The 13,386-nt window shown below is 61.0% G+C and carries 8 protein-coding genes; 5 read left to right on the forward strand and 3 right to left on the reverse strand.

The annotated features are described in order from the left end of the window. Positions 1 to 7: 7 nt before the first annotated feature. From VMN77_02815 to VMN77_02830, 4 genes are all read left to right on the forward strand, one after another. Entirely contained in the window at positions 8 to 1,246 is a 1,239-nt protein-coding gene (locus tag VMN77_02815) for an HD domain-containing phosphohydrolase (protein HTN42709.1), read from the forward strand. A 213-nt stretch (positions 1,247 to 1,459) separates the two neighbouring features. Further along, the gene (locus tag VMN77_02820; GenBank protein HTN42710.1) at positions 1,460 to 3,712 is read left to right on the forward strand and encodes an HD domain-containing phosphohydrolase; all 2,253 of its coding nucleotides are present in this window, start codon (positions 1,460 to 1,462) and stop codon (positions 3,710 to 3,712) included. Between the two features lie 156 nt (positions 3,713 to 3,868). Further along, positions 3,869 to 5,026, forward strand: coding sequence for a hypothetical protein (locus VMN77_02825; GenBank protein ID HTN42711.1), 1,158 nt, complete (start codon positions 3,869 to 3,871; stop codon positions 5,024 to 5,026). A 47-nt stretch (positions 5,027 to 5,073) separates the two neighbouring features. Continuing rightward, the gene (locus VMN77_02830) at positions 5,074 to 5,457 is read left to right on the forward strand and encodes a rhodanese-like domain-containing protein (protein ID HTN42712.1); all 384 of its coding nucleotides are present in this window, start codon (positions 5,074 to 5,076) and stop codon (positions 5,455 to 5,457) included. Positions 5,458 to 5,503: 46 nt separating this feature from the next. Here the strand turns inward: VMN77_02830 and VMN77_02835 are convergent, their stop codons facing one another. From VMN77_02835 to VMN77_02845, 3 genes are read right to left on the reverse strand one after another with little or no spacing between them, the layout of a single operon-like run. Then, positions 5,504 to 6,112 (reverse strand): outer membrane beta-barrel protein, encoded by a 609-nt coding sequence (locus VMN77_02835; GenBank protein ID HTN42713.1) that lies wholly within the window; start codon positions 6,110 to 6,112, stop codon positions 5,504 to 5,506. Positions 6,113 to 6,122: 10 nt separating this feature from the next. Continuing rightward, entirely contained in the window at positions 6,123 to 6,803 is a 681-nt protein-coding gene (locus VMN77_02840) for a DUF4136 domain-containing protein (protein HTN42714.1), read from the reverse strand. Between the two features lie 22 nt (positions 6,804 to 6,825). Then, positions 6,826 to 7,689 carry a dienelactone hydrolase family protein gene (locus tag VMN77_02845; GenBank protein ID HTN42715.1) on the reverse strand — a complete coding sequence of 288 codons (864 nt, stop codon included), beginning with the start codon at positions 7,687 to 7,689 and terminating at the stop codon, positions 6,826 to 6,828. 171 nt (positions 7,690 to 7,860) lie between these two features. Between VMN77_02845 and uvrA the strand changes: the two genes are divergently transcribed. Next, a complete protein-coding gene (gene uvrA, locus VMN77_02850) occupies positions 7,861 to 13,386 on the forward strand; it encodes an excinuclease ABC subunit UvrA (GenBank protein ID HTN42716.1) in 5,526 nt (1,841 codons plus the stop codon).

A 13,386-nucleotide genomic window follows, 5' to 3' on the forward strand; every position in this document is an offset into this window, starting at 1 on the left:
AACCGTCATGGCCGACTCAAAATCCTCAATCCCATCGGGTTCCGATGCCAAGGAGGCCCTCCCGAATCCTCCCGCCCATCCGGATTATCCACAGGCCGGTCCGGAGGAAAAGTTCCTCAGGGCCCTATCGAAATTATCGCGGGATCGTGTGATGTATCCCGAGAAACATCCTCAAATCCTTTTGGATGTTTCAATCCTCCAAGACGCCGTCCCGCCCCTATTTGAGAATCGCCCGGAACGGATTTTTGTCTTTATTGAAGATCAGATATTCGTGGATGATCGCCGGCTGATGACCGCATCGACCCAAGCGCCCGACATCGTCAAGGTTTTTCGGGACAAAAAAATCGACGCCCTTATCCTTCGAAAAGGATTGGGGTGGGAAGAGCTCGATTCATTTCTCAACGCCCTTCATTCATCCAACCCGGACAACACCCCCAGACCGTTCCCTCTTTCCCCAACGATCGAAATCCGGAGGTTCACCTCCAAGGACGGGGAAAAACCCATCGTCCATTCCGACTCCCAGGAACCGGAACCATCGGTCTCAAAAAAATCCTTAAACAAGGCGCAGTTCTCCGATGAAACCAAGATGATCCGGGATATTTACACAGAATGGAATGCTCCCAATGGGGCCCAAGTGAGCATGGTCTTTAAAATCATGAATGTTCTGGAAAAGGGACTCTATGATCACCATCAATCGTTCATTCCCCTGGCCGATCTAAAATCCTATGATGAATACACCTATGTCCATGCCATCAACCTGGCGATATTGACCATGGCCCAGGCTGAATCCTTTGGAATGCCAAAGGAGGCCGTTCGCGCGTTTGGCGTCGGCGCCCTTCTTCACGACGTGGGAAAGACCCACGTTTCGGTAGATATCCTGAACAAACAAGGGCAGTTGACCCCGGAGGAGTTTGAGGAAATGAAAAAACATCCCGTCCTAGGGGCCACCGCATTGTTGCAATATCCCGAGATCCCTCCGATCGCCGCCATCGTGGCGTACGAGCACCACTTGAAGTATGACGGATCGGGTTATCCGACGATGAAACAGAAACGGCTTCCGCATATCGCCAGCCGGTTCACATCCATTTCGGATCAATTCGACGCCATGCGGAGCAACCGACCTTATCGGGAGGCCATGCCCCCGGAAAAGATTTTCGAGGTGATGCAGGAGAACAAGGGGACGGCCCTGGATCCCAAGCTATTGGATCATTTTATCGTCTTCATGAAATCGAGAAAAATTATTTGATCCGTGCGAATACTCCCGGATCGGGTCTTATAACCCGCTGATAGAATAATGAAAAGCAATATGGCGTGGTCAAACGGCCATCGGCCGTACAGAAGCCGGATCGTTCTTTGTGGTATACTCATTTTAGTGTGAAGATTCATCATGTTAAGGGCTCGGCAGGCCTTGACGGGGCTTGATCATGCGGTAGAGCGCGCATTGTAGGGGTGGAATAGAATGGCTGAATATGATGTGATCCGGGATCTCCTCGTCCAATTTCATTGGATCACCCAGTTGGTGGACGCCACTCTCAAGGGCAAGCCCATCCCGCCCATGCACGGTCAACCCACCCCCCAAGTCAAACAGCTTATGAGCTCCCTGCAAACGCTTTCGGAGCATTACAAGAACCTCGAAAACCAAATCAACACCTACAAACGCAAGCAGCAGGCGCTGGAAATCACCTTTAAAAACATGTCGGCCCAGCTCGACATGGAGAAAAAGGGCTCGTCCAATGCGGCCCTGTTGGAGGCGAACCTCAAGCGAGCCGAACGGCGGATCGACGATCTCATTTCGACGAACCAGGCCCTTCGGGGTCATATCATGGAATTGACGAATCAGTTGACGTCGAGCCGGCAGGAGCTCGCTTCCCGAGTCCCGCCGCCCAAAATACCTCTTCCTCAGGAAGGCGAGCCGTCTTTACCACCGTCCAAAGACGCCGGGTCTCCTCCTCCGTCCCCCCCGCTTCAGCCCCCGGCCCAAGCCAAGGGGGAACCCTTGGAGGGCGACACACAGGCCCTTCTTTCCATACTCAAAACGGTTCAATTGATGGACACCAACCTTTCGCCGGATGAGGTGGTCAGGCGCGCCTGCCAGATCCCCTTGGATTGCTTCGGCAGTCAGCGAAGCGCGGCCTTCCTCTGGGATAAGGATTCCGCGAGCTTCATCCCGATCCATTCCTTGGGAATGAAGGCCTCCCTCATTTCCGCATTCGGGGCATCTCGACTCCGCGGAACGGACCTCCCCGTCCTGACCCAATTGCTGGCCAAGGGAGGGACCCTGGTGATCGAGGACTGCTGGAAGAGCCCCGCAAAGGGAAAGGTCTATGTTACCGACGGACGGATTGAATCATTCGAAAGCCCTTTCATGTTCTTACCCAAGGAGTTCATTGAACGCTTTGAAATCTATTCCCTCATGGCCGTTCCCTTTGCTCATAAGGGAAAGACCTTGGGCGTCCTGTTTGTGGATTATGGAAACAACCCCCATGAATTTTCGGAGACCGAAATCACCGTCATGAACGGGCTGGGGTTGTTTATCGGAATGAGCCTCGACAACATTCAAAGACATCAGACCACCGCGCAGCGTCTGCTAAAAATCGAACGCAGGAGCGAAACGGAATCCGTGCTCCGGAACATTGAAGCGGCCCTCTCCTCGATGGATCAGCCGGAGCCGGTCATCGGATCCGTCATCGGGATGATTCCGCGCGTCATCGGGTGCGACTGGGTTTCGGTGCTTCTGCGCGACAAACCGGCCGGAGGGTTTTATGTCCTGGGCAACCTGGGGGATCTCAGCGATCTGGTGTACGGGAAAGGCACCATCCCCTTCGATTACCTCAACGGCGCGGCCGATCTTCAGAACGATCGCATCCTCCACCGGGCCAACCTGGAAACCGAAAGCAGGACTTCGGCCCTGGATCTTTATCTGGTCAGTCACGGGATCCGATCCGATGTGTACGTGCCTATCCCCGTTCCGGGAGAGGTGATCGGATTGCTTCATCTATGCAGCCGCCGGGTGGCGGGTTTTGTTCAAGAAGACATCGCCCTCGCCCAAGATATTGCAAAACGGCTCGGCCACGGCCTGGAGAAGACCATGGCCCAGAGAGTTCGGGACCGCCGCAAAACCAACGGTCACTTCAAACAGATCGAATCGTTGATCGACAGCCTATCCGGAAAAGACTTTAAATTGGGGGACTACCGAGACGAGATGATTGCCTGCGGGCTCGAAGTGGCCCGCCGGCTAAAGTTGGATGAAGAGCAGCAGGGCTGGATCAAATACGCCATTGTCCTTCACGAGATCGGGAAAAACGCGATCCCCGATTATATCCTCAACAAACGGGAGAAGCCGACGCCCAAGGAGCTGGCCATCCTCCGGAGTCATCCCACCAAAGGCGCGGAGATGATCAAAACGTTCCGATTCAGCCACCTCATTAAGGGATTGAAATTCAGTAAATTCGTCGCCCCCCAGATACGGCACCTGTACGAGCGTTGGGACGGAACCGGTTATCCCGAAGGATTGAAAGGGGAGGCGATTCCCATCGGATCCCGGATTGTGGCCGTGGTCAACGCGTACGCGGCCATGACGACCGGACGACCTTATCGTCAGGCCCTGAGCAAGCCGGAGGCCTTGCGGGAAATTCAGGACGGCGCGGGCACCCAGTTTGATCCGCGCGTCGTGGAGATTTTTCTCCAGTACCAAAATCAAAATCCAAAATAACCTCTACCCTATCGAACCACGCCCCTTTCTCTCTGAAAGTGAAGGCGTCTCCCCGATTGACACCCTAAGCGCCCGTCCTATAGAATCAGGATGGCCTGATTTCGCGGCCAACGGCCCCGAGCCGTTCGGATATATCTATTCGGATCAGAATACTTTATGAACCTGTTAAGGACCCTCGGGATGGATTCGCCTTCGGATGCTTTTCGGAAACCGTCCAGGGCTATGCGGGCCTCCCTTCTCCTGCTGGCACTGACCCTCCCGGTCGACGGCAGCGCCCGGAGCCTGGAATCCTACGACCTGAGTACGAGTCCAAAAGGGCCCAAGTTTATTTCCCTGGCCGCGGGAAGCCATCACGTTTGTGCGATCCTCTCGACCGGAAACGTCGGGTGCTGGGGAAGCAATATGATGGGGCAGCTCGGTAACGGCATTCAGGTTGACGCTCCTTCCGAGACGCCGGTCGGGGCGATCGGAATATCAACCGCAACCGATATCGCGGCCGGGGATGTCCACTCCTGCGCCCGGCTCCGGAACCGCACCGTGTGGTGCTGGGGAAGCAACCGCTTCGATCAGCTGGCCGCCTCCGGCATTGCGAGCTCGGCGGAGCCCGTCCAGGTATCCGGGATCACAAGCGCCGTCAGGATCGCGGCGGGTTCGTTCCACAGTTGCGCCTTGTTAGAAAACGGCCGCGTGCTTTGCTGGGGATTTAACAAGTCCGGACAGCTCGGCAGAACATCGGAACCCCAGTCGGACCATCCGGTGGAGGTCGAGGGAGTCGAACATGCGGTGGCCCTGTCCGCCGGCGGGTCCCATACATGTGCCGTGACGGCAAGCGGCGCGGTCCAGTGCTGGGGCGCCAATTTCTCGGGGGAGCTCGGAACCGGGACGCAAGAGTCCGCGTCCGGACCGGTCACGGTGGCCGGCCTTCCCCCGGCCCGATCGGTCGCGGCCGGCGAGAACCATACCTGCGCGGTTCTGAGAGACGGCCGCGTGGCCTGTTGGGGCGGCAACACCACCGGGCAGGTCGGAAACGGCACGACCGCCAACTCGGGAAAACCGGTATTGATCGATGGCGTTGCGCACGCAAGGAGTGTGACGGCAGGCCGCTTCCACACCTGCGCCCTGCTGAAAGGCGGGCGGGCCGCCTGCTGGGGAAGCAATAACAACGGCGAGCTCGGGAGCGGTTCTAAATCCGGTTCGCTCAAGCCGATCCCCGTCTCGGGGATCTCTTCCTTAATCGCCATCGCCGCCGGTGACCGGTTTACCTGCGGAATCCTTCGGAATGGAACCGCAAAATGCTGGGGCGGCATTCGATAGGAACCGGTTCGTCGGGGATAAAGGATCGGACAGGAGAGGGGCGTTTCATGAAGAAAATTTTATGGGAAGGGTTTTGGATCCTGATTGGAATCGCGTCGATGGTTTCCCCGTCCACCGCGCAGGGTCTCCGGACGATTGACGGCCGAGAACTTCAGACCCTGATGTCCGACGGCCATCCCCTGGTCATCGTCGATGTGAGGGAGCCGGAGCTTTTTTCGGCCGGCCACATCAAGGGCGCCATCAATATCCCGTATGACGACGCCAAGCCGCGGGTGTTCAAAGAGCTATTCCGTAATGACCGCATCGTGTTCGTATGCCACGGCGGACCGATGGGCGATGAGCTCGGCCGCTTGCTGGTCAATAACGGATATCCGGACGTCTACAATCTCGCGGGTGGGATGAAGAAATGGAAAGGTGCGACGGTGAAATAGCGACGGATCGGAGGCCCTGCGCGCCTCACTTGAACCGGGGTATGTATCAATAGGCCACCCCGAGCTTCAGGGCCCAGTATTCAAGCTTTGTGTTCTCGGACTCGAAGGCGTGGTGGTATTGGAGACCGAGAACCGCACGGGTGTGGTAAGCAATCTCGTGCGATACGCCGATTTCCGGCGCAAACCCGAAATGCCAGCTCGTATTCGAAAAGGCATACAATCCGACATCCCAGCGCTGGCTCATGTAGTAGGGTCCCGCACCGAGCCCCACGTAAAACATCTTGTCGGGACCCATGTAATAATGCACCGTCGCAAGGATTGGAAAGGCGTTGATCGTGCGGTTCTGTTCCCCGGACAGCGTCCCGTGGGGAATGTCGATCGGATTATTGGTCGTCTCGAAGAAAACGTTCCAATCCACAGCCACACCGGCGGAGATGTTCGGACTAACAAACCATCGTCCTTCAAGCCCGATTCCACGGAAGCTGGTCGCATCGATAAATTCCTTCGTGTCGCCCTCCGGAAATGCGATCTGGTAGCTGGCAATCACCCAGGGCTCCTGGCTCTGAGCCATCGCCCGGGAACCCGGCAGACTTATCGTCAGTATGGTGATCGTCACGGCAATCGAACACAAGAATCTCGAATTGAACATGCGCATGAATTCCTCCTTACGACGGTCCCAGGTAAGGTGATTGAGCGAAGCATTGGTTGATTTGATCCGTAACCCGGGCGGTGGAATTGCCGGAATCGATCAGGCCGTTGATCGCACAGCCCCAGACCATCGGAGCCGTTTTAGGATCCGTGCTGGTGTCCACCCGCGACGGATCGGCCATATTGATCAGGATCGTCCCGGTGGTAAAGCTGTAGGGTTGCATGTAGGGATAGTACCCGCCGTAACAGTAGCAACCATATCCCCACCAGCCACCCCAATAGGTGTAACCGTAATAGGTCGACGTCGTGGCCGAAACCGTAATAATGAAATTGGGCTGGAGGGCCGGGGGCTCCGTAGGTTCCGTAGGAACGCGGGTATACTGTCGGGCGGCCATGTTGGCCGCGACCTGAGACAATATCGACGTTTCCAACGTCGGAGGAATGGTAATAGGGTTCGTTTGCCCCGGCGGAACGATATCGACATTGTCCGGCATAAAATAGGTGGGTTGGGAAGGAGGCTGGGCCGGGTAAAAATTCGCTTGTTTATCGAATTGCGTGATGGCAATATCGTAATCCGATGCGGACTTGTTGCTATCGTACGGATAGCAGGCGGTGAGCGCGGGCAATAAACCAAGGATCAGCATGCCCCATCGGGCGAGGCTGCGCGTCCTCCATCGTCGCGTTTGTTCCTTATTCATTGGTCAACCGTCCTTTCCATCATTAACCAACCCCATATTTCTTGAACCACTCCAGCAAGCGCTTCCAGCCGTCCTCGGCCGCCTCTTTCCGATAGCTCGGCCGGTAGTCGGCGTTGAAGGCGTGGGGTGCGTCGGGGTATACAACGATCTGTGAAGGACTGCCGGCCGCCCGCAGGGCTTTTTGCATCCGCTCGATCGAATCGATCGGAATGCTCGCGTCCGCGCCCCCGTACAGTCCCAGCACGGGGGCCTTCAGCTTCCCGGCGAGGTCGATCGGGTACCGAGGAGTGAGATCGTTCGGCGATCCCTCCAGCCGTCCGTACCAGGCCACCGCCGCCTTCAGCCGCACGTTGTGCGCCGCGTAGAGCCAGACGATCCGCCCGCCCCAGCAAAAACCGGTGATACCAAGTCGCTTGAGATCTCCCCGACCGGACTTTCCGGCCCAGTCCGCGGCCGCATCCAGATCGGAGAGCACCTGCGCATCCGGCACCTTCGAGACGACCCGGGTGAAGATCTCCTGGAAATCGGTCATCTTCGAAACGTCTCCCTGCCGGGCGTACAGCTCGGGCGCCACGGCGAGGTAACCCCGTTTGGCGAAACGACGGCACATATCCCGGATGTGCTCGTGGACCCCGAAGATTTCCTGGACCACCAGAACGACCGGGAACGGGCCACCCCCGGCCGGCCTGGCGCGATAGCCCGGGATCTCGCCGTCGGCGACGGGGATCTTCACCTCGCCGGCCGAAAGCCCGGCCGCGTCGGTCGTGATGGTCTGGGCCGAGACGGGCCGCACCGCCAGGGCAAAGCCCGCGGCCAGCGCCGAGATGACAAATTCCCGTCTCGTAAAACCGGTCTTGGGGAGAAAATTCTGGATGCCCTTATCCATTTCACTTTCCCGGATGATCATCTCGCGAGCCGTTTCCCGAGGGTTCGACTATGGTATGACCGACTTCCCCATTAAGTCAATAAGACTTTTCCCGATTCATTCCATTAGAAGATGACGCGGGCCAACAATTTTATTTATAATAATCCTCTCATCCTTGTATTGAGGTGTCCGATGTCCAAGGGCTTTATTCAAATCCAGGGGGCGCGGCAGAACAACCTGAAGGTCCTCGACCTCCGCCTTCCGCTCAACGAACTGATCGTCGTGACGGGCGTGAGCGGTTCGGGAAAATCCTCGCTCGCCTTCGATACGATCTACGCCGAGGGACAGCGGCGCTATGTCGAGACCTTCTCCCCCTACGCCCGACAGTTTCTGGACCGGATGGACAAGCCCAAGGCCGATCGGATCGAGGGAATCCCGCCGGCCATCGCGATCGATCAGACGAATCCGGTCCGGACTTCGCGATCCACCGTCGGCACCATGACCGAGCTGAACGATCATTTGAAGCTTCTGTTCGCGCGGGCCGCGGAACTGTTCTGCCGCGGCTGCGGCCGTCCCGTTCATCGTGAAACGCCCGACAGCATTGCCGATCAGGTGATCAAGAACGCCGCATCGTCCCCTACGGTCGAAGCCCTGATCACCTTCACCGTCCGCGTTCCGGATAATTTTTCCGTGAAGGAGGTCAAATCGCTGCTTGCGGGCCAAGGGTATACCCGGATTCATCGCGAGGAGGGCCCGCGCCTTGAGGTGATCGCCGACCGGGCGCGGATCGTCATGGCCCGACGGGGAAGACTCGTCGAAGGGATCGAATCCGCTCTCAAACACGGGAACGGCCGTGTGGATGTTTACCCCCTGGATGACCGGGGCCGTTCCGGCGCGCCCTGGCGCTTTTCCTCCGAGCTTCACTGCCCCGATTGCGACATGGACTATCGCGACCCCATCCCGAACTTTTTCTCGTTCAATTCGCCCATCGGCGCTTGCGGAAACTGCCGCGGCTTCGGCCGGGTCATCGGGATCGATTATGCCCTCGTCGTCCCGGACGAGAACAGGACGCTGGCCGGGGGCGCCGTGAAGCCCTGGCAGACCGAAAGCTACTCGGAATGCCAAGACGACCTGATGCGGTTCGCGCGACGGCGCGGGATCCCCACGGACCTCCCCTGGCGGAAACTCACCCGGGAGCAGAAACAGTGGGTGATCGAGGGGGAAGGGTCGTGGCGGGACCGGAAATGGTACGGCGTAAAGCGGTTCTTCGACTGGCTCGAGACGAAAAGCTACAAGATGCATATCCGGGTGTTGTTGTCCCGATACCGCGCCTACGACGTCTGCCCCGACTGCCGCGGGGCGCGGCTTGGCCCGGAGCCCTTGCTCTGGCGCTTGGGAACCACCGGGAAGGGCCTGACGATTCACGAAGTGATGCTCCTGCCGATCGAGCGGAGCTTTGAGTTTTTCAATCACCTCAATCTCCCCGTTCCGCTCGATGAAGCGGCCGATCTCCTATTGGGCGAAATCCGTTCCCGGCTTCGCTATCTCGTCGAGGTAGGACTCGGCTACCTCACGCTGGACCGGCAGTCCCGGACGCTCTCGGGCGGCGAGGTCCAGCGGATCAACCTCACGACGGCGCTCGGCACCTCGCTCGTCAACACGCTGTTCGTTCTGGATGAGCCCAGCATCGGTCTTCATCCGCGCGACATGGGCCGGGTGATCGGGGTGCTCAGGCGGCTTCGTGATGCCGGAAACTCGCTGCTCGTCGTGGAACACGACCCGCAGGTGATGCTTTCGGCCGACCGCATCCTGGATCTCGGGCCGGGGCCGGGCGAGCGCGGGGGTCGGGTCGTCTATTTCGGCCGGCCCGAAGGACTTTTGAAATCGTCCCGTTCGCTTACGGCGCAATACCTTTCCGGTACGAAAGCTGTTGCGGCCGAGACCGAACCGTCGCCGCCGGCGACGGCGCACCTCGAGGGCTATTTGGAGATTTTGGGCGCGGCCGAGAACAACCTGAAATCCATCGATGTCAGTATTCCCCTCAAACGCCTCGTCTGCCTCACCGGCGTGAGCGGCTCGGGAAAGTCCACCCTGATGCAGAATGTCCTCTACAACGGGCTGCGCAAGACCTTCGGCCGACCGGTCGAGCCGCCGGGCCGCCACCGCGCGATCCGCGGCCACCACCGGATCGGCGACGTCGTCCTGGTGGACCAGTCGCCCATCGGAAAGACGACGCGCTCGAACCCCGCGAGCTACGTCGGTGCCCTGGCCGCCGTTCGCGAGCTTTTCGCGGCCGAGCCGCTCGCCCGCGAAAGGGGCTATACCGCGGCGACCTTCGGCTTCAACTCCGGGGCCGGCCGCTGTCCCGCCTGCGGCGGAAACGGTTTCGAGCATGTCGAGATGCAGTTCCTGAGCGACGTCTATCTCCGCTGTCCGGACTGCGACGGGAAGCGCTACCGACCGGAAGTACTGGAGGTCAAGGTCTGGCCGGCGAACGGGGAAAGCCGGCCGCGGTCGATGGCCGACGTGCTCGAGATGACGGTCACGGAGGCGATGGCGTTTTTCGCCGCCTCACCCCCGGTGCGCAAGGCGCTCGAGCCGCTTACGGCGGTGGGCCTCGATTACCTGAGACTGGGTCAGCCCGTCCCCACGCTCTCGGGCGGGGAGGCCCAGCGGCTGAAGCTGGCGGGACATCTGGCCGTCATCCCCGGCCGGTCCGAGAACCGTTCCAGCCTGTTTCTTTTGGACGAGCCGACGACGGGCCTCCATTTCGACGATATTCGAAACCTGCTCTCGGCCCTTCGACGTCTGATCGCGGAGGGCCACTCGGTCGTCGTGATCGAGCACAACCTCGACGTGATCCGGGCGGCCGATTGGATCATCGACCTCGGGCCCGAGGGCGGCGAGGCCGGCGGCCGGGTCATCGGCGAGGGAACACCGCGGGAGATGGCGAAACACGGGACGAGTCACACCGGGGCGGCCTTGCGGACCTACGAGAGGGCGCTCCGCCGGATCGCGGAACTCCCGGCCCCGGCCGAACCCAAGAACCGGGAGGCCATCGGCTCGAAGGGGGCGATCCGGATTCACAACGCCCGCGAACACAACCTCAAGGGCGTCGACATCGCGATCCCGCGCAACCGGTTCACGGTGATCACCGGCGTGAGCGGCAGCGGAAAGAGCACGGTGGCCTTCGACATCCTCTTCGCCGAGGGCCAGCGCCGGTATCTCGAGTCGCTGAACGCCTATGCGCGACAGTTCGTGCAGCCGGCCGCCCGGCCGGACGTGGACGCGGTCTTCGGGATTCCCCCGACCGTCGCCATCGAGCAGCGCACCAGCCGCGGCGGACGGAAGAGCACCGTCGCGACCCTGACCGAGATCTACCATTTCCTGAGACTCCTGTTCGTCAAGCTGGGAACACCCCACTGCCCGGACTGCGACCTGGCGATACGACCGCAGACCGCCGAGGCGATCCTGGCCCGGATTCTGCGACAGCACCGCGCCAGAACCGTCCGGCTCCTCGCCCCGCTCGTGACGGCGCGAAAGGGCACCTACTCCGACCTCGCCCAATGGGCCGCGGGGAAAGGGTTCAGCCAGCTGCGCGTGGACGGGAAAATGATCCCGACCGATCCCTGGCCCCGTCTGGACCGTTTCAAGGAGCACACGATCGAGCTGCCGGTCGGCGCGCTCGTCGCGACGCCCGAGGCGGAGCGGGACCTTCGCGCGCTCCTCGAGCGGACGCTGGAGTTCGGAAAAGGCGCCGTCCGGATCGCCCCGGGAGAGGGGCTTTACTCCACCCGCCGGTCCTGTCCGCGCTGCGGCCGGAGCTTCGCCGAGCCCGATCCGCGGCTTTTCTCCTTCAACTCGAAACACGGGTGGTGCGGCCGCTGCTACGGCACCGGCCAGATGTTGCGCGGCTTCGACGACCGGCAGACGGGCGAGGAGATCTGGTGGAACGAATGGTGGGAGGGCGGGGAGACGGTCTGCCCGGACTGCCACGGCCGGCGGCTCAACCCCGAGGCGCTCGCGGTCCGGTTCCGCGGGAAAAGCATCGCCGAAATCACGGCGCTCCCGGTCGAGGAGGCCGACCGGTTTTTCCGGGGCCTGAAGACGCACGGCCGCGAGGCGGTAATCGCGCGGGACATCCTCGCCGAGCTGGGCTCCCGGTTCAAATTCCTCAAGGAGGTCGGCTTGGCCTATCTTTCGCTCGACCGCTCGGCCCCGACGCTGTCCGGCGGAGAGGCCCAGCGCATCCGGCTGGCCTCGCAGCTCGGCTCCAACCTCCGGGGCGTCTGCTACATCCTGGACGAGCCGACGATCGGACTTCATCCGAGGGACAACCGGAGGCTGCTGGAGACGCTGCACAGGCTCGGGGCGAAGGGAAACACCGTCGTGGTGGTCGAGCACGATGAAGAGACGATCCGGAGCGCCGCGCATCTCGTCGATCTCGGACCCGGCGCGGGCGTTCACGGGGGGAGGGTGGTGGTCGAGGGGCCGGTCGGCGCCGTGATGCGGCATCCCGAATCCGTGACGGGCCGCTACCTGGCCGATCCGCTCCGGCACCCCTTAACCGATCGACGGCCGGTGCGGGCGGGTGATCCCGCCCTGGAGATCCTCGAGGCGCGGCTTCACAATCTGAAAAACCTGCGGGTCCGCGTTCCGCTGGGAAGGCTGGTCTGCGTGACGGGGGTGAGCGGAAGCGGCAAGAGCACACTGGTCCGGGATATTCTTCACGACAATCTGAAGCGGAACCTGGCTCCGGAACGGAGGGCCGAAAGGCAAACGGCTCGCGAACCGCGCTTCCACGGATGCCGCGCGATCCGCGGCGGGGAAACGGTCCGACGGGTGCTGGAAGTGGACCAGACCCCGATCGGTAAAACGCCCCGCTCCTGCCCGGCGACCTATGTCGGTTTCTGGGACGAAATCCGCCGGCTGTTCGCCGCGATGCCCGAGGCGCGGATGCGCGGATGGGGGCCGTCCCGCTTTTCATTCAATGTCCCGGGCGGACGCTGCGAGACCTGCGAAGGCCAGGGCGTCCGGACGATCGAAATGAGTTTTCTTCCCGACGTGCGGGTGGGCTGCGAGGCCTGCCGCGGGGCGCGGTTCAACCCGGAGACCCTCACCGTCCGCACCAAAGAAAAAACAATCGCCGAATTGCTCGCGATGAACGTGGACGAGGCGGCCGGGTTCTTTGCCGCACACCGCAAGGTCCATCATGCCCTGCGCCTATTGCAGGACGTGGGGCTGGGCTACCTCACGCTCGGCCAGCCAAGCCCGACCCTCTCGGGCGGCGAGGCCCAGCGGATCAAGCTGGTGACCGAGCTGACGAAGGCCGGGCCGCCGGAGGAGCTTTCTCCCGCGAGGCCCCGTGAGATACGCCCATCACCCCTTCACGCGACGCTGTACCTTTTGGACGAGCCCACGATCGGCCTGCATATGGCCGACGTCGAAAAGCTGATCCGGGTGCTCCACCGCCTGGTCGCGGCGGGCAACACGGTCGTAATCATCGAGCACAATCTGGATGTGATCGCCGAGGCGGATTGGGTCATCGACATGGGGCCGGAGGGCGGAGCGGGGGGCGGCCGCATCGTGGCCCAGGGCTCCCCGGAAGCCGTCGCGCGCGTCCGGGACGCCTCCCACACCGCCAGGATCCTCGCCCGTTTCCTCAGGGAACGCGGACGACGGGGGATTGACAGGGGGGCTTCGGGAGGAATATCATGA

The organism is Nitrospiria bacterium, assembly GCA_035498035.1.
Lineage (GTDB): Bacteria > Nitrospirota > Nitrospiria > JACQBZ01 > JACQBZ01 > JACQBZ01.

Coding starts and splice junctions, on each gene's coding strand:
- VMN77_02815 (HTN42709.1), top strand. CDS start 8: ATGGCCGACTCAAAATCCTCAATCCCATCGGGTTCCGATGCCAAGGAG.
- VMN77_02820 (HTN42710.1), top strand. CDS start 1,460: ATGGCTGAATATGATGTGATCCGGGATCTCCTCGTCCAATTTCATTGG.
- VMN77_02825 (HTN42711.1), top strand. CDS start 3,869: ATGAACCTGTTAAGGACCCTCGGGATGGATTCGCCTTCGGATGCTTTT.
- VMN77_02830 (HTN42712.1), top strand. CDS start 5,074: ATGAAGAAAATTTTATGGGAAGGGTTTTGGATCCTGATTGGAATCGCG.
- VMN77_02835 (HTN42713.1), bottom strand. CDS start 6,112: ATGCGCATGTTCAATTCGAGATTCTTGTGTTCGATTGCCGTGACGATC.
- VMN77_02840 (HTN42714.1), bottom strand. CDS start 6,803: ATGAATAAGGAACAAACGCGACGATGGAGGACGCGCAGCCTCGCCCGA.
- VMN77_02845 (HTN42715.1), bottom strand. CDS start 7,689: ATGGATAAGGGCATCCAGAATTTTCTCCCCAAGACCGGTTTTACGAGA.
- uvrA (HTN42716.1), top strand. CDS start 7,861: ATGTCCAAGGGCTTTATTCAAATCCAGGGGGCGCGGCAGAACAACCTG.